This is a genomic window from Ruminococcus sp. 8Y-12, assembly GCF_058119865.1.
Genome location: NZ_CM176623.1, coordinates 1131129 through 1154892 on the forward strand (window position 1 = coordinate 1131129; position 23764 = coordinate 1154892).

A 23764-nucleotide genomic window follows, 5' to 3' on the forward strand; every position below is an offset into this window, starting at 1 on the left:
CAGGGCCTGATGTCCTTTTACCAAAGTATGGGGTCAGGTTTCACCAGGGGATATAAACATAATATACAAAAAAAGGACAATGTTCAACATGAAAACCGGGGCATACACATTCGTTTATGTAAGAATTTCCAAATAGCCGCCTAAAAATAGGGCAAAATCTAAAAATCAGACAACAAGAATGAATAAATTTACCCGGAAATCAAAAATAATCCTCTTGGAATCGGGAAAGTCTGCTGAGATAATAAAAATATATATAGAAAAAAGGAGCGGATAGAGATGAAAAAGTTGAATGGAAAGAGGCTGGCTGCCGCTGTCATGGCAGGATGTCTGGCCTTTGGATCAATCCCTGTGTATGCCGCAAATACCACCGGGAACTATGCACAGGCCAGGACTCAGATCACAGATCTGACCACAGAGTACGTGACAAACCCCATGGGAATTGACCCGGATTCTATCCATTTTGGATGGAAGATGCAGAGCAATGTAATTGGGTCAGAACAGACAGCCTATCAGATACGTGTCAGCAAGGGCGGGTCTCAGGTTTGGGACAGCGGGAGGGTAGAGAGCAGAGCTTCCGTTGGGATTGCCTATGGGGGAGATGCCCTGGAGGAAGGAACCGTTTATACATGGAAGGTATCTGTGTGGAATGGAGACGGAAAGAAGACAGAGTCTGAGTCTGCCGTTTTCGAGACGGGAGTGACAAACCAGAAGGACTGGGCAGAGACCGAATTCATCCGCATGAACCGGAGTGCCAGGGCTCCCATCTTCCGCACAGAGCAGGAGCTTTTAGAGGGCAGTGAGGTGGCATCTGCCAGGCTCTATATCACTGCTATGGGAGTCTATCAGGCTTACGTAAACGGAAACCAGGTAGTCGTAAAAAACGGGGATGAGACGGAATACCATCACATGAACCCTGGATATGGAAACGGACAGGTGAGCCTGGGATATCAGACCTACGATGTGACTCCTTACCTGAAGGATCAGGGAAGCGCCGCTGTATCCATACTGGCGGGGACAGGCTGGTACAACGGAATGGGCTCCACTGCCTCCCAGCCGGCGGTGAAGGCTATGATGAAAATCACCTATGAGGACGGTGAGGTTCAGACGATCAAAACCAATACGGCTGACTGGAAGGGAACCCTGGACGGCCCAATTACCGGAAACGGTGTTTACTACGGTGAGGACTACAATGCCCAGATGGCTGAGGCGCTGGGGGACTTTACCCAGGCCGGCTACGATGACAGCCAGTGGGCGGACGGGGAAGAAAAAGTTCAGATACCAGTCATTGAGAGCAACTTTGCTGTGCAGAGTGCCAAACATGTGAGACTGCTGGTAAAAGAGACAGGGCCTGCCGTAAAGGAGGACAAGGAAAACCGTCTGCAGATCATGGAACTGGAGCTCTTGGATGAGAACGGGAAAAATGTGGCGGTAAATGGCTCTGCAGACGCCTCTGACAAGGCGGTAAACAATACGCAGTGGAACCCGGGCAATCTGGTGGATGGGGATACGGGAATGGACTCTGACAGGGGTTACACCTCAGACATGCTTGGAAGCGGTCAGAGCGCGCTAAAGCTTCAGACTCCCCTCTCCATTACCCTGGATTTTGAGGAAGCGGTTTCCTTTCAGACTCTGAAAATGTACCCCAGGCTGGGCAAGGAGCCTATCTCTGGCAAGGAGTGTGTCAATTATCCCAAGACGTACTGTCTTCAGGTATCGGAGAATGGCACAGACTGGACGGATGTGGATATCCCCGGATCGGCGCCCTCCCAGACAGAAGGGGAGAGCTGGTATACGGTTCAAAGCCTGCCCAACACCATTGCCTACCCCGCAGATGCAGAGACGGCTATCCATACAGGATTTAACACACCGGTCACTGCAAAGGATCTGAGAATCCGTGTCTCTGAGATCGGACCCGCAGGGCAGGACAGCGAGACACTTCTGCAGATCATGGAGCTGGAGCTTCTGGATGCAGCCGGGAACAACTTGGCTGCGGGCCTGGTGCCCACAGCGTCCAATCACTGGGAGCCCGCCGACCAGTGGAATGTGGCCCGTCTCACCGATGGGGATCTGGGGACCGTTTCGGATGCTGGCTATACATCTCAGGTGCTGGACCGCAGCGGTCTTGGCTCCTTTAAGCTGGATACACCTATTACAATTGATTTTAAGTTTGACAAGGCTGTGGAGATCTCTTCCATGAAAATATATCCCCGCACCAAGCAGGATTCCATTGTATCCGGAATTTGCTCCAATTATCCAAAGGTTTTCAGTGTACAGACTTCTGAGGATGGTGGGGAGACCTGGACAGACGTACTCACAGATGTAGATACCGGGCAGGTAAAGAACACCTCCATGTTCGGTGCGCAGCGGTTGTCGACTGCCTCCTTTGCAGGGGAGATCCGTGCGCAGGAGGGGATGCCGGGAAGGATTTTGGATAAGTATTCAAAGACTCCGGTTTCTGCTGTTCTGTATACAGGACAGGCAGAAGAGTCTTCCTATGCAGGCGGCGAGATTGCGGTAGACCGATATATTGCGAATGAAAATTCAGAGGACCCCTTATACTCCGGAAAGTTTGAGAAAGTGCAGGGGGATAACATTTTTGGAGAGAATGGAATCACTCTGAAGAAGGGCCAGACAATGATTTTAAATCTGGGCCAGAATATGACAGCGATTCCTGAGGCAGAGTTTTCCGGTAAGGAAGGCACTGTACTGACTATGCAGTTTGCGGAGATGTTAAATGACGGCAGTTCAGCCGGAAACGGGGCAACCCAGGCGGACGGCCCGAAAGGTTCCCTGTACCAAAAGAGCCTGCGCTCTGCCCGCTCCGCAGTGAGGTATACCTTTGCGGGGAGGGAGAAGGAGCACTATCAGACAGCAACCTCCTTCTTCGGCTATCAGTATGTGGGCATCACAGCAACCGATGATGTGACGATTTATTCCCTGAGGTCCAGGGCGCTGTCCTCTGTGAGTGACCAGACAGGATACATTGAGACAAACAATGAAAATGTAAATAAGCTGTTTTCCAACACCCTTTACGGGCAGCTGAGCAATTATTTTACCACCTCCACAGACTGCCCCCAGAGAAATGAGCGTCTGCTCTGGACAGGGGACACACAGGCATTTGCCCAGACGGCAGTGTACAACTTTGACTCCGTTCCATTTCTAAACGGACTGCAGGAAATCTTTAGTGAAAATGCCTGGATCAAGGGATATGCACCTGCTGTTGCAGATGATCTGGGAGGCTTTTTCAGCAACTGGGCTGCCGGATGGAGCGATGTCCTGGTGATTGATCCCTGGACGCTTTATCTGCAGACAGGGGACAAGGGGATTCTGGAGAAAAACTGGGACGTGATGGTTCATTATATGGATTATCTCCAGAACAACGAGCGTGGTGCAGATCAGGCGCCGATTCCAAATAATGCAAGGAACTTTGGGGACTGGCTCTCCTTCCAGGGAACCAGCGTGGAAGTGATCTATGACTATTATTATGGGTATATGGCCCAGCTGATGGGAAAAATGGCAAAGATAGTGGGTGATCAGGAGAAAGAGGCAGTCTACGGACAGAAATTTAAGGCAATCAAAGAAAAATTCTTAAAAACCCATGTTACCTTTACAAATGGCAGCCTGACCATAAAGTCGGGTGAGGGAAATAAGGACTTCCAGTTTATGTACAGCGCCGGAAAAGGCGGAGTTTGGGAGAACAATTCCCAGACCTCTCTTCTGTGGATGCTGAAGCTGGGCTTCTATGACAGTGAGGCCATGCGGAAGGCAGCGGCAGACCTTCTGGTCAAGAACATTCGTAACGAAAACCCGGATGCGGGAAGTGTCCGTAGCCAGTACGGCAAAAACACATTAGCAACAGGATTTTTAGGGTCGAATGTAATTACACCTGTGCTGTCGGATATCGGAAACTCCGATGTGTCCTATGATCTGCTGCTTCAGGACAGTCAGCCCTCCTGGCTGTTTGAGGTAAAAGCGGGGGCCACCACCATCTGGGAGCGCTGGAATTCCTACACACCGGGCGTGGGCTTTGGGGACAGTGAGATGAATTCCTTCAACCACTACGCTTACGGCTCTGTGGTTGAGTGGATGTACCGCTATATGGCTGGTATTGCGTCAGACGAAAATGCCCCTGGATTTAAGAATACAGTGCTTCAGCCCACTCTGGATAAGGGAGAGAAGTATAATGAGGAACAGCGGATCAACTCTGTGGACGCCTCCTACGAATCCTACTATGGCAAGGTTGAGTCCTCCTGGAGAAGCCAGGATGGAACGCTTGCATCCTATCATACCATTGTGCCGGCAAATACCACAGCCACTCTCTACCTTCCCGTGGAAGAAAGTGCAGTGAGCAAGTTTAAGAATATGACAGGTGTAGAATACAAGGGAATGACAGAGCATAACGGATTACGCACAGCTGAGTTTTCACTGGCATCCGGAGGATATGACTTTACCGTAAAGGACGGCAGACTTTCGGCAGCTTATTCAGAAGGCTATACAGGAGGCGATGAGCCGCAGCCCACGGTTAGTGACGTTAAGGTAAGCCCCTTAGAAGCAATGGTGGAGAAGGGAAAAACACAGCAGTTTGAAGCGGAGGTAACCGGAGAAAACAGCCCATCTCAGACAGTAACCTGGAGTGTAAAGGGAGCGGAAAGCAAAGACACAGGTATTACCCAGGAAGGGCTTCTGACAGTAGGGGAAGATGAGACAGCTAAGGAATTGACAGTGACAGCAGTATCCGTGATGGATACCAGCAGGGCAGGAACTGCGAAAGTAACCGTAACCGGTGGAACTGCAGTGATCCCTCCGGAAGAAGTAAAAGTATCCTCCATTACAGTCAAAGCCAGTGACAACAGAATTTTTGTAAACGATACTGCAGTCGTACAGGCGGCCGTACTCCCGGCAGATGCGGCCAATAAGCAGGTGGTTTGGACAAGCTCGGATGCTTCCGTTGCGTCGGTGGATGCCAGAGGCGTTGTGACCGGTAAAAAAGCAGGAAGCGTAACGATTATCGCTGCTGCGGCTGATGGAAGCCAGGTGAAAGGCTCCTGTAACATCAAGGTTGTCAGGCCCACAGTGAAGCTAAATGCGAAATCTGCAAAGCTGCAGGTGAAAAAGTCCACAAAGGCCGTCAAAGCATCCGGGCTTCAGGCAGGAGACCGCATAGAAAAGTGGACAAGTTCCAAAAAATCAGTGGCGGCTGTGGATAATAAAGGTAAGATCCGTGCCAGAAAGACGGGTACTACAAAGATCACGGTTTACACCAAAAAAGGTGCAAAAGCGGTCATGAGACTGACGGTGACAAAGAAGCCGGTGAAGACCACAAGCATAAAGGCAAATGTTAAGAAACTGACCCTCAAAAAGGGAGGCAGCTATCAGCTGGAGGTGACCAGAAAGCCGGTCACTGCCCTGGACAAAATCACTTACAAGTCTTCGAAAAAGTCTGTGGCAGCCGTGAGCGGCAAAGGTAAAATACAGGCGAAAAAGAAGGGGAAGGCAGTCATTACCATTCGGACAGCGAATGGGAAGAAATACAGGGTAAAAGTGACAGTCAGATAGTGAAACGAAGCTTGAAATTGAAGTAAAAAGAAAATAAAGATGAGAGCGGGGGTTCTACGCGGCACCTTCCGCTCTCATCTCTATTTAGGTGAGAATTCTTCTTACGTGATTGACAAGAAAAGAAAGCAGTGATATAGTTAAGCTGATTTATATAAATATGCTTAACTATATGGAGGCTGACATGAATATAAGAGACATCTTAAATCAATACTATTATGATACAACCGTCTGTGACCTCCGCCAGCTTGGCAGGACCGGAGGCGGAGAGTTGTCCTACAACAGCATCATGTACCTGGATGTGATTTCTTATCAGCAGAACGATAAGGGATGTACAGTGAGCAGTTTAGCCAAAACACTGCATATCTCCAATTCAGCAGCCACCTTAAAGGTCAATGAGCTGGTGAAAATGAATCTGGTCAGGAAAACACGCAGCGAGACAGACCGGCGGGTGGTTTATTTGAGCGTAACCGATGTGGTTGCCGACCATCTGAAGAGCTATGACAGTCCTTTCGAACGGGCAGTCCAAGCTGTAGAGCAAAAATTCAGTGCCCAGGAGATCAGAATTTTTTGCTCGGTGCTAATGATGTTTACCGAAGAGTATAAAAAGGAAATTTGATATGACACAACAGAATCAGATATTTGAAACCATGTCCCCTAACCGTCTTTTTATGCGCTGTGCCATTCCCAGTATGGTCAGTATGGCAGTGAGCTCTCTGTACACCATTGCGGACGGTATTTTTGTGGGGCGCTTTGTGGGATCAGCCGCACTGGCTGCCATCAATCTTGTCATGCCGGTTATCACCATCAGTTTCGCCTTTGCGGACATGATTGCTGTGGGTTCCGCCGTACAGATTGCCATTCGTCTGGGAGAGAAGAGAAATCAGGAGGCCAGCCGTATCTTTACCGTGTGCTCACTTTTGATTGTGGCAATGGCATGTATTATCGGGCTGGCGGGATATTTTGGAGCGGAACCGCTTCTGAATCTCATGGGAGCAGACACTGAGGTCACGGCTCTGGCGGTGGAATATACCAAGGTGTTCGCAGCCTTTGCACCGTTTATCATGGTGTTTTTTGCGGTTGATAACTATTTGAGGATATGCGGATGTACACGCTACAGCATGATGCTAAATATTATTACAGCCCTTCTAAACATTATACTGGACTTTGTTTTTTTAGGTGTACTGCACCTGAGTGTGGGTGCGGCGGCGCTGGCATCCTGCCTGAGCCTGACACTGGGAACGGTGCTGGGATACTGGCCGTTTTTGAGGAAAAGGCTGCCACTGCAGTTTATACGGGGAAAAATCCAGTACAGAATGATCGGAAACATCCTCTACAATGGTTCTTCCGAGTTTTTTTCCAATGTGGCGGGTTCCATTTTGATGATCATTATGAACAGCATCCTGCTCTATCTGTCGGGCTCTATGGCCGTGGCGGCATTCTCAATTGTTCTGTATGTGGACAGTATCGTCACATCCCTGTTGTATGGGATGACAGACTCCATGCAGCCAGCCATCAGCTATTGCTATGGAGCCAGGCTGCGCCGCCGAATGTTTGTCTTAGAGAAAAGGGTTCTGATAGCCGGAGCTGTGATCTCTGCGGTGACCTTAGCAGGAATGCGCATGGGTGGGGATCTGATTATTTCCCTATTTATCCAGGAGAATGATCCGGCTTTGCTGGAGATGAGTCTGCGTGCAATCAAGCTCTTTTCCTTCACCTATCTGACAAGCTGGATCGGGGTGGGGCTTGGCGCCTTTTTTACAGCGGTAAACAAACCTGGGATATCCCTTGGCATATCTATGGGACGGGCGCTGGTTTTCCCGGTTTTGGCTCTTGCTGTTCTTACCCCTGTCCTGGGTATGGACGGTGTGTGGGTTACGCCTGCGGTCAGCGGAGGACTGGCGGCGATTGTGGCAGTTTGTTTTTTGGTGAGGTTTCTGCACAGAGAAAAATAATGCACAAAAGAGAGCGCTGGAAATAGCAGCGCTCCTTAAGATATTTATGAAATTACTTTATTGCTGGTCTTTTCATACAAGAACTTTTCGGGCAAACTGATATGGAAGCCAACCGCCAGGCTCCGGAAGTTGTCCGGTGTGATGGTCTGGGTCTTAAGGGGACTCATGGAGAGCACCTTGATCAGAATTTCGGCAGATTTTTCGATGGTGTGCATGAGGCCAAAGGTCAGGTCAAAATCCTCACCGGAACAGAACATTCCATGGTGTGCCCAGATTGCTGCATTGTAGGTCTCCATCATCCTGCTGGTGGCTACTGCGATATCCCTTCCGCCAGGCACCATCCAGCCGATGACGCCAACACCCTCCGGAAAGACAACCGGACACTCTGTAGCCATTTCCCAAAGTTCCCTGGTAAACACTTCGTCATTTAAAGGAAGAACAAAGGTCAGTGCAATGGTATTGGTGGTATGTGCGTGGTAGATGACTCTGTGCGTTCCGCCGCTGGTGCGCTTTTTCACCTCATGGTTCATCAGGTGGGTGGGCAGCTCGCTGGTGGGACGCCCGCCCTCCACAAGACCCCAGCGGATGCGGTAGTTCTCACCGGCTTTGTCCAGTTCGATAATAGCCAGGCAGGCCTCGGGATCTACGATGATGTTTCGGAAATATTTACCGCTTCCTGTCACCAGAAAGAACTCTCCGCCAAGCCCCGGCACCTTGGCACCGATAGGCAGCCAATCCTCGGAGGTATTCAGCCTTGGCCGGATGTCCTCCACTTCCGCTGGTTTTAAACGGTAGGAGAGGTTGCCGCCGTTTCTCTCATGCCAGCCTTGCTGGTATCCGTCATCCGCCATCTTAATAAAACCCTTCATAAACTTAGAATCTAAAATCCTCATAAAAATCCCCTTCCCTGTATAAAAACTTGATTTGTGTTTAGTGTTGACAATAATAATGTTTGATTGTGTTGAATATATTTGTTTTATGTTGATTTCATTATAACTCAAATTTAGAAAAATGCAAGTAAAATAGTTGACAAATAAAAGAGAAGGCTTTAATTTTTTCTATACCATTTGTCTATAAGGGAAATATAACCCTGCTGAAATCTATTTACAGTAAAATTTCCCCCTTAAAAAAACAATATTACCATGTACAAATGCGCTGATTTTTGATATTATGTATAGTAAACTGGAATATTTATAAGAACTTGAAGACTTGTTTACCTAAAAGGAGCAGCGCGATACATATGAAATTGGGGAAGTTAAATAAAATAATGGCGGCGGCAATCGTCCTGTCCCTGATCTCGTCCGCATCTGTCCAGGCAGCACCGCAAAAAGAAACGGCGGCAACGGAGACAGAGACAACAGCCTCAGAAAAGCATGAGACCGAGCGGCAGACAGAGACCAAACAGACAGAACCTCAGACTTCGGCCACGGAGCCTGTTACAGAGCCAATAACAGAGCCTGTCACGGAGCCCTCCACAGGGACTTCCGATAAGGATAAGAAGAAAGATAAGAACAAAAATATTGTTGAAGAAATCCTTTCAGATACCGGCGAGTTGCTGGTGGGAAATGACCATACAGGGGAGGTGGTTGAGCAGGTTCTCTCTGAAGAAGAGACAGAGGAGACAGAGGAAACTGAGGGGACAAAGCCTACTACCAACGAACAGCTGTTGGAATCACAGGTAATCGTAGATCCCCCTACAGTGGAGGAAACATTTCGTTTTATGACTGTGGAGGCCAAGTATGCGATTTCCAGGAGAGCTGGAGTGCGCTTCTACAAGGAAGCGGACAGTAAAGCGGACAGGGTTGGAAGCATTGGAAGAAAAGGAATTATCTATCTTCTCTCTGAGAAAGAAAATGGATGGTATTTTGCTGAGTCAGGGTCTGTTCGTGGCTTCGTACAGAAAAAAGACTTAATTTTCGGAACAGAGGCAAAGGAGTATGTTAAGAAAATAGGTGAGAGCAAAATGATCACAGCTTTCCCGCTGGTGGAGAGAATGAAGAATCCGGCTCTGACTTATACGAAGACTACAGCCTATGAAACCGTAGTGGAAAAGAATTATGGCATTGCAAGAGATGACCTGAATATTCTGGACGATATACCTGAGGAGACCGAGAAGAGCCGCAAAGACACAGATGAAAAAGAGGATGACGGTAAGAAGGATCTGAAGGAACTGGAAGTATCCGGGGAAGATGAGAGCGAGACCGATAAAGAGCTGGAGGAAACAGAGACAGAACTTGAAGCGGATCAGGAAACAGAGTCCAAAAGCCAGGTGGAGTCTGAGGTGAAAAACGGTGAGGAGAACCAGGAATCTGAAGTCAAAGAACAGGTGATTACAGATGAGACCGAGAATCCGGCCAGGGAGGTCGTGCTGGACGGACAGGCCCAGGAGGAAGGTTCGGCAGAAAGCGAATCCGAATCTGAAAGTGAGAGCAGCGAGAAACCGCCAAAGGAGGAAGAGGCCTCAGATCAGGACAACTTAAAGGACGATAAGGACAATAAGGAAAGCAAGGATAAAAAGAAAAAGAAGGCACGCAAGCCCAGGACAGTTGGTACCCTGGCAGAGGATGGACTTTGCTATATCCTGGAGGATGCAGGGAACGGATGGGTCTTTGTGGAGTCCGGTGATGTGCGGGGATTTGTGAAAAAAACTGCGCTCGTCAGAGGGAACAGGGCTAAGAAACAGGTGAAAAGGGACGGGGAGGAGAAATTGGCCCTGGCCAAAGAAATCATTGCGCCGGAGGAGAACCGGGCCTGCTATTACACGCTTACTTCTATCCAGGAGGCATCTGTTTCCGGTTTGATCCGCTCTTCAATGATCGATTTTGCCGGACAGTTTGTGGGCAACCCATACGTATGGGGCGGCACCAGCTTGACCAACGGAGCGGACTGCTCGGGATTTGTACAGAGCATTTATGCAAAGTTCGGCTACTCCCTTCCGCGTGTGGCGGAGGATCAGGCACAGGTGGGGATGAAGATCCCTGTGGAGAGCGCCCAGCCCGGAGACTTAATTTTCTATGCGAGGAATGGTTATATCTACCACGTGGTTATGAGCATGGGCGGGAATCAGACTGTGGAAGCCCAGAGCAGCGCCACAGGTATTGTATATGGAACAGTGAACTACACCAACGCGGTTTGGGCAGTGAGACTTATCTCCGACGAGGATACAGATGTTCTGGAGAAGATCCGCGCCAACGGAACGGGGGGACAGTACTATAACAACGAGTATACTACCACAGAGGGTTACACCTATGGGAAGTACTTGGGCAACTTTAAGCTTACGGCCTACTGCGCATGTCCGATCTGCTGCGGTGTATGGTCAGGCGGACCTACGGCCAGCGGCCTTATGCCGGTAGAGGGGCGTACAGTTGCCATGGCAGGTGTTCCCTTTGGGACAAAGCTGATCATCGGCGATATGGTCTATACGGTTGAGGACAGGGGAACGCCTTACGGTCATGTAGATGTTTTCATGAACAATCATCAGGATGCAGTGGTATTTGGCGTACAGCATTCAGATGTGTATTTAGCGGATGAGTAAGAAACAGACAGAGATAGAAGAAATAAAGGAGCTGCTATTCTATGGCGGGAATTCGGTATGGAGAGGCAGCATGTAAAAAGGTAAGAGTGAGGCTCCTGTCACAATGACAGGAGTCTCTTTGACTGCCGGGACCAATACAGACCCTTATGAACATCCTCATATTTTCATCGTTTTTTACTGGTATAATCTGTAAGCGGAAACTATAGTATAGCAGTTGCCGCATTTGGGAGTATGCGGCACTGCTGTAGGAAAAGCAAATGTGCTTAAAACACAGAATTAAGGAGGGTAAAATTTGAGAAGAAAAAGATGGATCTCAGGAATATTGGCTGGCGTGATGGTGATGTCCAGTGTATTTACAGGGACGGGCCTGCCGGCGCTGGCAGAGGGGACAGAACAGCAGGTATCCAATGTAACGGTAGTGACAGATGATTTAGCCGGAACGGAAAATAACGTTGACACAGAGAAAGAAATCACAGATGCAAAGATCGTATTTGACTCAGAGGGGGATGTGCTGAAGGAAGGCGAGAGCGTCACAGCCTCCCTGGTTGCCACTCAGAAAAACGGTCAGTCCGTAGAACTGAGTGATGTAGTGTACTCTGTAAAAGGCGGTACTGCCATAGAGGTGGAAGGAAACCAGATAAAAGGGCTTGTGAAAGAACAGACAGCGATTCTGGAGGCCTCCACATCCGCGGGGCTGGATCAACTGGCAGTCGACTTTGACAGCTCCAGGCTGAGGGGGGATCTTGTGTTTAGCGATTCCTTTGATACTTCGGAGAACCCTCTTTTGGAGGGACTTACCATTGAGGAGGGAAGAGTAAAGGCGGTCAAGGAGAGCCGGGTGATCAATACAAGCCATATAGATGAATTTAAGGGATTGAACGGATATGTGGTGAGCGGAAGATTTGCGATTGAAGAGAATGCGGCGAATATTGCGTTTGCAGCCTCGGATGATTCCAACTTCTATTTCTGGCAGTTTCGCTCAGACACCAATGTTCTGAAACGCCACACAAATATAAACGGAGTGGCTGCCCAGTATGGTACTGAGACAGCCCTGACCAATCTGAAGGGACCCGGCGAGGAAAACTCTTTTGCCATTGCTTTTGTGGGGAACAAGATCTTTACCTATCTGAACGGAGTCCGTGTGGATGTGTGCGACGCAAGCCCTGATCTTGCCGCAGCCGGATCTGTGGGTGTGAGAAATGGCCTGCAGGAATCATTCTACTTAAACGAGATCTCTGTAGGAGAGAATTTTGGCCTGAAGGTAGACCGGGAGGTGACTGTTGAGAAACCGGATCTGCAGGAAATTGTGCAGGTGGAGGTAATTTCGGATAGGACAGTGGATGTGGGCACCTCCTACGAGGATCTTGCCCTTCCAGAGACAGTGGCTGTAAAGCTGGAGTCCCAAGATACACTGGAACTGCCAGTTGCCTGGAATGGTGTCTATGATTCCCAGACAGAGGGAACCTATGAGCTCTATGGCATTGTGGATGTGCAGGACCTGTGCCTCAATACCCAGGGGTTGAAAGCAGGTATCAGGATCAATGTGAGCAGCGCAGCTGAGATAGACACGGCAGAAGCTCCCGCAAGTGTGCAGGTGAATTACGGAACAACAGATGCCCAGGCCAAAGAGGCTCTGGCGAAAAGTATTCTGGTCCACTATACAAACGGAAGAATAGGCTATGTACCTGTGATCTGGACAGCTCCTGAAACCTATGATGGGACAGCAGCAGGTGACTATATTTTTACAGGGGTGCTGGATACCCAGGAAATACTGGAAGATGAGGGAGCACAAGCGCTCCAGGCAACGGTTACGGTGCTTCCCCAGGATCAGACAGCGGGGATACAAACTACAGAACTTAACCAGGCGGTACAGCTTGCAGATGAGATTGACACAGCGGGCTTTACCAAGGAAACAGCTGATGCATTGAGCAGCGCACTGGAAGGCGCCAAGAGCGCACTGGAGACACAGGAGAGCCAGGAGAGCGTAAATACAGCACTGGATGCCCTCAAGGCAGCCGTAAACGGACTGGCAAAAGAAGTCTGTGAACACGGCAATGTTAAGGAGGTTACTGTAAAAGAGCCGTCATGTACGGAAGAGGGAAGCATACACTTTGTGTGCGAGCTATGCAATAAGACCATAAAGACAAAGACGATTGACATGACGGAGCATGAGCTGGGGCAGTGGACCATTGTGAAAGACCCTACCATGGATGAGGAAGGCCTCATTGAGCGTAAATGTAAGAACTGTACTTACACAGAGCAGGAGCCTGTTGCTAAACTGATTGCCCGCGAGGTTACCTTCCTGGATGCAGACGGCATCCGCATCGGGGACGTGGTTAGGGTTCCCGACGGTACCGCGGCCCAGGCACCGGCAGCTCCAGAGAGAAAGGGTTATCAGTTTGCCGGATGGAGCGAGTCCATTGAGAAGGTCACAAAGGATATGACCGTAACCGCCCAGTACACCCCTATCGCTTACAAGATTATCTACGAGGGGCTTGAGGGCGCCCAGAATCCCAATCCGGCGGAATATACCATAGAGGATACTGTGGAGCTGAAGGACCCAACCCGTGAGGCCTACACCTTTGAGGGATGGTACCAGGGTGAGACGCGTATTACACAGATCAGCAAAGGGAGCACAGAGGACCAAACCATCACAGCCAAGTGGAGGGCCAATGTCCAGAAAGATATCAAGAATACAACGGTCAGCGGTCTTAGCACTAAGACGGATACCGGCGCTGCCATTACCCAGAAGCCTGTGATCAAAGACGGAGAGGTCACTTTGGTGGAGGGCAAGGATTATACCCTGGCTTTCACAGATAACAACAAACCTGGGACCGCCAAAATAACCATAACGGGAATCGGGGACTATACGGGCACCACAGAGGCCGCCTTTGTGATCAAGGCTAAAAAAGGCAAGGTGTACACAGTTGGCAAGTACAAATATAAGGTGACAAAGGTACATTCCAAGTACGGTACCGTTACACTGACCAAACCCTTAAAAACAACGATCAAACACGCTAAGATACCGGATGCGGTACAGATCGGAAGCTACACCTACAAGGTGACGGTGATTGGATCAAAGGCATTCCAGAATAACCAGAAACTGAAGCTGGTGACTGTTGGCAAGAATGTGAAGACCATCGGCGCATTTGCATTCCGCAATTCCAATCTCCTCCGAAAGATTACAATGACCGGAACAGCGCTCACCTCCGTGGGCAGACAGTCTCTGTCAGGTATCCGGGCCAAAGCGTTGATAAAGGTTCCTTCATCAAGAAAGAAACTGTACTCCAGACTATTCAGCGGAAAGGGACAGACTATCAGGATTTCATAAACGAACTAAGTCTCTGACAAGGAGTACAAAAATACCCGTGCACTATATTGGTGTAAGGGTATTTTTGTACTCTTTTTGCGCTTCTGATTTATCCTAGATTTAATAACCTAAAAATCCCAATATATTACAATTTTTAGAAAAATAAATTACAAAACCAAAAAAATTACCCCGAATCGAAAAATCTTACTCTATTCAAAATATATAAGGATTGATATTCTGGGTGTGGATCGTTTGTGAATAATTTATGTCATAGTATTCATAAAACGTTAAGAATTGGGTAAAAGGCAGCTTGCACAAAGAGACAGACAGGTCCTCATTGTGCAAAAAGAAGAGGAGGTTAAAAGATTTGAGAAAGAAGAAAATCATTTCCGGGATGATGGCAGCTGTGATGGCGGCGGTCAGTGTGTTGACAGGAACCGGTTTTTCCGCTCAGGCGGCTGGTGGAAATACGCCCCCAGATCAGCCTGCGGAACTGAAAGTGGAAATGCTGAGGGAGGCTTATGGACTCAACACAAAAGATCCGGCGCTTTCCTGGGTGGTGAACGATCAGGATCAGAATGAGGTGCAGACAGCTTACCAGATACAGGTGGAAAAGAGATTGGGCGATTTTGATTTGGAAAAGGAGCGGCTGATCGATACCGGATGGGTGGAGTCCAACGAAAATACATATGTACATTTGAGTGACACCGTAGAAAATGCGGCCGATCTTTTCGAAGATAATGAATTGTACTTCTGGCGGGTGAGGACAAAGGACAAGGCAGGCGCAGAGGGTGCCTGGTCTGAGCCAAATTCGTTTATGACAGATATAGCTGCTGAGTGGCAGGATACAACAGGAATCTGGGCAGATCCGAACGCAAATGCGGAAAAAACCCTGTGGACCAACTATACGGCCACATTTGACATGAAGATTACGTCAGGAAACGCTCTGGCAGTTCTGGCGCGGACAGAGCAGTCCACCAAGACCGGATACATGCTTCAGTTCCGGGACAAGGATAATATGATTAAGGCACACAAGATCGACAGTGGAACAGTGAACTCCACACCATTTAAGGAGCTTTCACTAAGCGATGCTGGGGTTACGCTTCCGGAGGGAGAGGAGTTTGGCGTAAAGATCCAGGCGGATGGTTCTCTGCTGAATATCAGCATAAGAACCGGGGAGAGCGATGCGTATGTGGAAGTGGGGACGATCGATATCTCCAAAGCGGGAAATATTCTGGACGGGACCATAGGTTTCCGTACAGGAAGATCGGAAGCCGGAACGATCCGCAACATGAAGGTGACGGCTGAGGATGGTACGGTGCTCTATGAATCCACATTTGGCCAGGACGACAAGATGTTCGCTGGCTGTGGTGTAAGCGACGGAAGCCTTCAGGTTGGCAACAGTGTCTTTGCAGTCTATGGGGGGGATCTGACGAAGGTGGGCTTTGACTGGACCAATTACACGGTGGAAGAGACACTTCAGACCACGGGTAATGTCTACACCTTATTCCGCTTTGCCGCAGGCAAAGAGGCGGCATATATGTACATGGTGAATCCTGCAGAAAATGTGATGGCATTCTACACAAGAGCCAATGTCAGCAGTCCGCCTGCGCATGTTACGGACATTGACCTGACAGACATGGTAGCTCTGGATGCGCAAAAGCCTTTTAAAATCAAGATCACTTCGGAGGGAAGTGCTGTCAATACCTGGCTGGATGCGGATGCCGCAGACGGTAAGGATGAATGGGTGCTGGTAGATGAAAACAGAGATGTGAGCAGCTTCGGCTACGGAGCGGGATATGTAGGCTTCCGCACGGATACAGATTCTGAGGTGATTGTGAGCAATGTAACTGTAACGGATAAAAATGGGAACGTACAGTACCAGAGCAATTTCGCCGAGGAGAATCCATTCTCCGACAGCAGTGTGAAAGACGGAGTCCTGGTCATTCCGGGCAATCTAAAATCCTGCTCCATTTTCAGCCCCATAGGAAGCAAGCTTAAGAATCAGGGGAGATATACCTTCCTGCGCAGCCCCAAGCTCAACTTTGAGGATGAGGGTAAGGAGATTGAGAAAGTCATCGTAAGCGCAGCCTGCCGGGGAACCGGTACGGACAGGGGCATCATCTATGATCTCTATATGAACGGAACCTGTCTGGGAGCCGGTTCAGCCAGGGAACTGAACAATGTATCAAGCTTTGGATACAACAGCGGATACCGCCAGGTATACTATAACTCCTATGATGTGACAGAGCTGCTGGGAGCAGCAGATGCCAATGTAATCAGTGCGGTGGGCAACTCAAGGGATGGCGCACGCAGTATTCTCATCCAGGCTACCGCCTTCTATAAAGACGGTACAAAGGAGATTATCTGCAACAGCGGCAGGGACAAAGACCAGTGGAAAACCCTTGATGGAACCAATGCTTTCGGGGATGACGGAAGCGGTATTGGAACAGGATATGTGCAGGTACTCCACGACAATTACAATGCAAAATTTTATCCCTTCGGATGGCAGAATGTGGACTATGATGATACAGAATGGTCTACCAGCCACAAAACATTTACATTGGCAGACAATACAACAGGGACAACAGGAGCTGTGCTGTATCCCTTCTCCTCAGAAAATGCGCTTCGCTTTGAGACAAGAGAAGAGACAGAACGCATCTATGAGAACGGAACCAGCCTGATTGTAGATCTGGGTAAGGAGATCATCGGCGGTCTGAAGGTTAACATTGACAGTGCGTCAGCACAGACAGTGACAGTCCGCATGGGCGAAGAGTTAAACAGCGACGGCAGTGTAAGAAACAATATGCGGGCTCTCCAGGGTGGGGCTTATGAGGACAAGTGGACCTTGGCAAAGGGAATAAATCCCTTTGAGACCGTGACCATGAGGAACTTCCGCTATGTAGAATTGATCGGCCTGGATGATGAGACGAAAGCAAAGATGATGGAAGATTTAGACTGCGTCAACGGCTGGGCCATACAGCAGACCTTTGATGAGGATGAGTCATCCTTTAAGGCTACGGACAAAACAGAGGCGGCGACTTTGATGAACCGTTTGTACGAGTTGTCGAAATACACTATTAAGGCCACCAACCAGGATCTGTTTGTAGACTCACAGGCAAGGGAGCGCGCAGCCTACGAGGGAGACCTTCTGGTGAACTCCAATACCAGTTACGCCATGAGCGGCAACTATTCACTGGCCCGCCATTCTAATGAGTGGCTGATTGACAATCCCACATGGCCCAATGACTACAGCCTGTTCTCTGTGGAGATGGCATATTGGGACTATATTTACACAGGAAATACGGATTCTATCAGCGAACAGTATGAGGCTCTGAAAAAGAAACTGACGGTTAAAATGGACGGGGCAGCTGATGAATCCGGTCTGATCAGAGTAAAGGGATCTCAGGCAGGAGGCACTTCCCTCATTGACTGGCCCACCTCAGAGAGGGACGGGTATGTGGGCAGCACTTACGATGTTGTAATCAACAGCGAATATGTTGGCATTTACAACCGGATGGCCCAGATCAGCGAAGCGCTTGGAAATACGGAGGATGCGGCAGCTTACATGGAAAAGGCTGATCAATTAAAGAGTACGCTGATTCAGTACGCATATGATGAGGAAAACGGATGTTTCTACGACTCTTTGGATGGAAACAAGAACCCAACCAAGCATTCCTCCATGCATGCAACTGCCTATGCGCTGAACTATGGAGTCTATACAGACCAGGATATGGCAGACCGCATGGCTAAGTTTGTATATGGCAAGTGCGAGGAACAGTTTACCGGAAGTGTCTATGTCACTTACTTTATTCTCAACGGACTTTACCAGTCGGGGAACGGAGATTTGGCGGAGAGACTTTTGACCAACCCCAAGACGGGTGATGGGGTAAAGACATATGCCAATCTGCTGGACAACCTAAACTGCACCATTACACCGGAAGCATGGGGACCGACTTATAAGTCCAACATGACCTTCTCCCATCCATGGGGAGCTGCGCCGGGGTGCGCAATTGTACAGGGGATGTTCGGCATTCTGCCCACAGATGCAGGTTTTGATTCATTTACCATTAAGATTCAGCCGGGGGATCTTGCTTCCGCAGAGGTAAAGACACCTACGGTAAAGGGAAGCGTGCTCGCCTCCTATGATACAAGCATAAACGGAACCGCCATCCAGGCAAAGGTAACCATTCCGGTTAACACAACCGCAGCGGTATCTGTTCCCACGATGGGGCAGGAGCACAATCTTCTTCTGGCAGACGGGAAACTGACAGCCGCTGAAGCAAAGGACGGTTTCCTGACGGTAGAGTTGGGGTCAGGAAATCATACCTTGGAGGTGCCCAGCGTAGGTACGGTTACCATGGAGATTAAGGGCAGCGATGAAATAAACTATGTGGGCGGCAAGGCGTCTGCATCCTTCACATACACAGATGTGGAAGGAAATACTGCAGCAGCCAAGGAATCAGGTGTAGTTTCCTACACAACAGATGATGCGTCAGTTGCGGCAGTAAACCAAAAGACAGGGGCAATTGTTTACAAAGGCGAGGGTTCTGCAGTGATTACAGCTACGCTGAAGCTAGAAAATGTATCTGTTGCCGGCCAGGAGCTTGGCGATATTACACTGACAGCCCAGCAGACAGTAAAAGTAATTACTCCAGACATCAGCGATATGTACATTGACACAGAAGGTATCTTGACCATAGGTGATAAAGTGAATGTCAGCTTTGTAAATCAGTATGAAAACGGCAAGAAAGATACGGACATCACCCAGGTAATCACCTCTGACAATCCGGAGGTTGCTGACATTGATGATCAGGGAGTACTGACTGCAAAATCTGAGGGAAGTGCGACACTGACTGCTGAGATTGACGGAAAGAGTAAGGTATCAGATGATTTTGTTTACAACTATCAGAAGACAGAGGAACTCTATTCCGATAACTTTGACAATGGAGACCAAACCTTTGGCGGCTTGAGCGTGCAGGACGGGGCAGTGCTTGTGGGCAAATCAAGCAAAGTCTTCTATGACAGTGAGGATGCCAGGAAATGGGATAACTATGTGTATTCCGGCAAGTTTAAGATTGACAGCAACTGCGGAAACCTGACCTTCCGGGTTCAGGATAAAGATACCTTCTATCTGTGGCAGTTCCGGGCAGATAACCATACGCTTAAGAAGCACGTGTTTAAAAAGGGACTTGGAATGGAAGGATATCTGATCCTGGGAGAAATCCAGTTATCTGACAACTTAAGGGAAAACGAATTCAATGATTTTGAGGTTATTCTGGATGGAAGCAGAATCGTAACCTACCTGAATGGTACCCTGGTGGATATCACAGAAGAAGATACACTGGCAAACGGAAGCGTTGGTGTGCGCAATGGTATGACTGAGTCCTGCTACATAGATGATCTTACAATCAGCTCCTTTAAGAGAGTGGTTACCAAAGAGGTTACTGTGGAAGCCGCTGCTGATATAAAAGAGGCAGATGCCATCGTAAAACGTTTGGAAGGTATCGACCGCACACTCTACAGCCCTGAGGATCTGGCGAAGACAGATACCTTAAAAGCAGAGCTGAAGGCCCTTACTGAGGGAAATCCGGGAACCTCAAGTCAAAAGGCAATTGACCAGAAGGCACAGGAGCTTAAAACACTGCTGGATACTCTTCAGGAGCTGCCCGCTGACACTGGGAACTTAAATATCATTCTTTCAAATGTGCAGAAGATTGAAAAGGGTAAATATACGGATGACTCCTTCAGTGAACTGGAGGCAGCTATCAAAAAGACAGAGGACCTTTTGAAGGAAAACCCAACCATCAGCAGACAGGCTGAGGTTGATGCTCAGATCCAGAGCCTGGTAGAGGCGGTAGCCGGCCTGACTGTAGCTGAGACACCTGTTGAATACGCGGATCTGACAGAACTCAATGACGCTATTGCTAAAGCGGAAAAGGTGAATCCGGAAGGCTATACCAGTGAGTCCTTAGCGTCCATGAACAACCTGTTAAAGGCAGCCAGAGAACTGGCAGCATCCAAGCCAGAGAAGAGTCTGGAAAGCACTGTGTCCACCGTAAAAAATGCACTGCTTGCAGCCATGTCCGGCCTTGTAAAGGTGGAAGTTCCAAGCGAGAAACAATACGCGGATCTCACTGCCCTCAATAAAGAGATCGGAAAAGCGAAAGCAGTTCGCACAGACAGTTACACAGAGAAATCAGTAAACGCTATGAAGACTGTGCTGACAGCAGCTCAGGAACTGGCGGCATCCAAGCCGGAGAAGAGTCTTCAGAGCACGGTTGACACGACCACAAAGGCACTGCGTGCAGCTATAAATGGTCTGTCCAAGATAAAGGTGAACAGGACGGTAATTCGTAAAGCTTCCCGTAAAGGTAAAGGGAAGATTCGTGTAACCTGGAAAAAGAATACCACAGCGGATGGATACTACGTACAGTACAGCACAAGCAAGAACTTTAAAAAGTCTGTGAAGTTAAAAAGGATCAACAGTGCAAAAGCCACAAGCACAGTGATCGGCAAGCTGAAATCCAAGAAGGTATATTATGTTCGCATCAGAGGATATAAGAAGGGCAATGGAGCCAGAATTCTGGGCGCGTACAGCAAGGCAGTAAAAGTTAGAGTAAAATAAAATACGTAACTGAAACAGGCACTCTGCAGATATAAAAAACTGCAGAGTGCCTGTTTAAAATTAAGGTTAGCTCTTTTGTTATTCTACAACAAATTCATGCAATACTTCACAAGCTAAATCGCTATTTCCGGTTTCCAAATCCGGAAAGCACCCTTTTAGTCTTACTCGATATTTTCCGGGAAATAGTATGATTGCCAGATTTGGCATCCCTTCTATTGCGTCACCATCTTTTGAACATTGTTTACCATCATACGTTTCAATAAAATCGGCATCTTGAAAAATATCTGCACTTAATCTGTAGTCAAGCTGTACGGTTTCTTTCGCTAAAGCGCCGACCGCACCCTCCAGGCCATTTCCACATTTACCCCAAAAGTACCAGTTCCCCTCCAAGAAACGATCGATGGTCATTTCATTTGCCGGAATATCAAAGCTATTCTGACTCAAATTTTCCACTTCTAATGAAATATCTTTTGTCTCTGTAGTAATAGTGGATTTTGCGAGACGAATCTCCACTTCATTGCACAAAGCATCCGGTGAACTTGCCAACTTTAAAGTATCTGTGTTCTGCACATCCATCCCTTCGGAAACACTGTGGAAACGCCGTAAAATAAATATCAGGATAATAATGATACAACATCCAGCTAAAATGTAATACAATCTTTTTTTCTTATAAATCATAGACACCTCATTTTTCGCACTATCTAAAGCATTCAGCCAATCAAATCTTTGCTTGTTATCCATACATTAAAGTTATTACTAATAAAAATAATATAAATTGTTATGCTGAAATTGTCAAATGTATTCTTGAAAAAATAGTACAAATATACCGTTTTAAAACAAATTTTAAACTTTTTGTAAAAATAAGAAATTATTATAGAAGTTCCAATCGCGATGCGTTATAATTAAAATACTATAATTATCAGCAGGCCTGTGTATGCACTGTACAGACCGTGAGAAGATAAATATTAATTATAAGGGGAAGTGCTCGATGGACGGGTTGTTCTTTCCAACAGAATCTATGGAAAAAAGACGAAATCATGATAAGAAAGGCGCGGGGGAATAGAAAGACATGAAGAAAAGAAAATGGAAGATTTGTGGCATCATAGGAATGGTGTTGGCATTGACGCTTTCCAATACAGCGTTTGCCCAGGAGGTGATTCTCACACCTGGTACAGAGAGCGGTAAAGAGGTGGTGCTCGACACAGAGGCAGAACAACAGCAGGATAATGGACTGGAAGCCCTTCTTTTTACTTTGACAAGCAAAAAGACGGAGACTGCGGGTGTACATACGAACGGGACAACAAGCGGACTGACGACAGGTAAAGCGGCAGTTGGGAAGGAAAAGACCGTTGCGCAGGTGACGGAGGAAGACCTGGAGACTCTGATAGAGGAAAAGGAGCTTCCGGAGACAACAGTGATTGTATTCCAGAAAAAGGCCGAAGACATTGGAGAAGAAGTGTTGCCTGAGTCTGAGACAGGACATGCCTCCAGGGAACTGGCAGCGGAGGAGACAGAGAGTATCACCGGGCAGACTGAAAAACATACAGAAGCAGAGACTGCAGCCGGCAGGCAGGCCAAGGCTGCGGAGACGGTACAGAAGGAACTTCCCAGGATAGAGCTTACAAAGGATCAGGTTACCCAGGTAGAGAAGATTGCCAGGATGATGCAGAGAACCATTGTGGTAACCAACGGGTGTGTGCTGGAGGATGAGCTGATGTTCCAGAACCTGACCCAGGTGAATGCCGTACTCTCCCTCAATGAGAAGGATCAGGAGGCTTTGACAAAGGCCCTGGAAAAGCTGGATGTGGCAGTCAGCATAAAGGACTACCAAAAGAAGATGCAGGAGGCAAAGGAACAGAAAGCAGCTGAGCAGACTTCCACAGACAAGACCGGAAAGTCATCCGGATCAGAGAGTGCCACCACACCGTTCACGATTGCAGCACCGGGTACAATATCAGGTGCGGGAAACCCGGGCGGGCTTTCCCTCTCCGGTACCTCACCTCAGTCGAATAAACAGACCAATGGCCAGACAAATAAACAGACCAACGGACAAACCAACAGCGAGGAGGAATCCCAGTCAAATACAAGTTCATTAAATCAGGCTACCACTGGCAAGGATGTCACATTCACCTTAGTTCCGGATGAAACGCTGGAGGGGGATACTGTATTAACTGCCACCTATGACATTGAATGCGAAAAGGAAATCACGGAGTGCCAGGTAACCATCACCTTTGACAAGAACAAGATGTCTTTAAACTCTGCATCTGCTAGCGATGCTCTGGAAGAGCTTGTGGATCAGAATTCCGATAATGTAAAGGAGCCGGATGAAAACGGAACAGATGCCAAGGACGGCAGAGTTGTATTTTATTTTAAATCCAATACTCCAACAAAGTTTAACGGGAGCTTGATAGACCTGTGGTTTGATTTAAAGGAACCTGCCGAGAAGAGTGACATCTATAGTCTTAAAATGTCAGTGGATACCTTGAAGAATGGAACCAGCGATGTGACCTACACCGTGAAGGAGACAGCGCCGTTTAAAATTGTGGGGGAAGATGACGACGAGGATGAGTCACAGACTCATACAAATACCAACGCAAACACAAACTCCACCTCAAATACAAACTCTACGTCCGACAATAATACAAAGACAAATACAGCGGCTAAGACAGGGGATGAGACCAACATGGCTGTCTGGTTTGCAGTGATGGCAGCCGCCATAGCGGCAGGTGCCTGCGGCGTTTGGGGAAAGAAGAGAAAAAGAATCTGAAGATAAGAAAAGCTTT

9 protein-coding genes are annotated in these 23764 nt (G+C 48.2%); 7 read left to right on the forward strand and 2 right to left on the reverse strand.

Annotation, left to right across the window (positions count from 1 at the left end):
- Positions 1-276: 276 nt before the first annotated feature.
- The 3 genes from AC0THY_RS04000 to AC0THY_RS04010 all read left to right on the forward strand — a co-directional run bounded on the left by AC0THY_RS04000 (position 277) and on the right by AC0THY_RS04010 (position 7508).
- Complete coding sequence (locus AC0THY_RS04000; RefSeq protein WP_489993182.1) at positions 277-5556, forward strand: family 78 glycoside hydrolase catalytic domain; 5280 nt, start codon at positions 277-279, stop codon at positions 5554-5556.
- Positions 5557-5737: 181 nt separating this feature from the next.
- Positions 5738-6172: a MarR family transcriptional regulator gene (locus AC0THY_RS04005; RefSeq protein ID WP_489993183.1), complete on the forward strand. Its 435-nt coding sequence runs from the start codon at positions 5738-5740 to the stop codon at positions 6170-6172.
- Between the two features lies 1 nt (position 6173).
- The gene (locus AC0THY_RS04010) at positions 6174-7508 is read left to right on the forward strand and encodes an MATE family efflux transporter (protein ID WP_489993184.1); all 1335 of its coding nucleotides are present in this window, start codon (positions 6174-6176) and stop codon (positions 7506-7508) included.
- A 44-nt stretch (positions 7509-7552) separates the two neighbouring features.
- Here AC0THY_RS04010 and rhaD read toward each other — a convergent pair whose 3' ends face one another.
- Positions 7553-8401 (reverse strand): rhamnulose-1-phosphate aldolase, encoded by an 849-nt coding sequence (gene rhaD, locus AC0THY_RS04015; protein WP_489993185.1) that lies wholly within the window; start codon positions 8399-8401, stop codon positions 7553-7555.
- A gap of 347 nt (positions 8402-8748) precedes the next feature.
- Here rhaD and AC0THY_RS04020 point away from each other — a divergent pair, with 347 nt between their 5' ends.
- The 3 genes from AC0THY_RS04020 (at position 8749) to AC0THY_RS04030 (ending at position 20981) form a co-directional block, all read left to right on the forward strand.
- The gene (locus AC0THY_RS04020) at positions 8749-11043 is read left to right on the forward strand and encodes a C40 family peptidase (protein WP_489993186.1); all 2295 of its coding nucleotides are present in this window, start codon (positions 8749-8751) and stop codon (positions 11041-11043) included.
- Positions 11044-11335: 292 nt separating this feature from the next.
- Complete coding sequence (locus AC0THY_RS04025; protein WP_489993187.1) at positions 11336-14374, forward strand: Ig-like domain-containing protein; 3039 nt, start codon at positions 11336-11338, stop codon at positions 14372-14374.
- A gap of 346 nt (positions 14375-14720) precedes the next feature.
- Positions 14721-20981 carry a family 78 glycoside hydrolase catalytic domain gene (locus tag AC0THY_RS04030; protein ID WP_489993188.1) on the forward strand — a complete coding sequence of 2087 codons (6261 nt, stop codon included), beginning with the start codon at positions 14721-14723 and terminating at the stop codon, positions 20979-20981.
- Positions 20982-21059: 78 nt separating this feature from the next.
- On the opposite strand, the gene AC0THY_RS04035 is transcribed toward AC0THY_RS04030, so the two are convergent.
- The gene (locus AC0THY_RS04035) at positions 21060-21659 is read right to left on the reverse strand and encodes a hypothetical protein (protein WP_489993189.1); all 600 of its coding nucleotides are present in this window, start codon (positions 21657-21659) and stop codon (positions 21060-21062) included.
- A gap of 391 nt (positions 21660-22050) precedes the next feature.
- Between AC0THY_RS04035 and AC0THY_RS04040 the strand changes: the two genes are divergently transcribed.
- Positions 22051-23748, forward strand: a complete 1698-nt coding sequence (locus AC0THY_RS04040; protein WP_489993190.1) for a hypothetical protein — start codon at positions 22051-22053, stop codon at positions 23746-23748.
- Positions 23749-23764: the final 16 nt, after the last annotated feature.

Bases quoted from the DNA above. Each gene is read 5' to 3' on its own strand.
- AC0THY_RS04010 (WP_489993184.1), top strand. From the start codon at position 6,174: ATGACACAACAGAATCAGATATTTGAAACCATGTCCCCTAACCGTCTT.
- rhaD (WP_489993185.1), bottom strand. From the start codon at position 8,401: ATGAGGATTTTAGATTCTAAGTTTATGAAGGGTTTTATTAAGATGGCG.
- AC0THY_RS04005 (WP_489993183.1), top strand. From the start codon at position 5,738: ATGAATATAAGAGACATCTTAAATCAATACTATTATGATACAACCGTC.
- AC0THY_RS04000 (WP_489993182.1), top strand. From the start codon at position 277: ATGAAAAAGTTGAATGGAAAGAGGCTGGCTGCCGCTGTCATGGCAGGA.
- AC0THY_RS04020 (WP_489993186.1), top strand. From the start codon at position 8,749: ATGAAATTGGGGAAGTTAAATAAAATAATGGCGGCGGCAATCGTCCTG.
- AC0THY_RS04035 (WP_489993189.1), bottom strand. From the start codon at position 21,659: ATGATTTATAAGAAAAAAAGATTGTATTACATTTTAGCTGGATGTTGT.
- AC0THY_RS04040 (WP_489993190.1), top strand. From the start codon at position 22,051: ATGAAGAAAAGAAAATGGAAGATTTGTGGCATCATAGGAATGGTGTTG.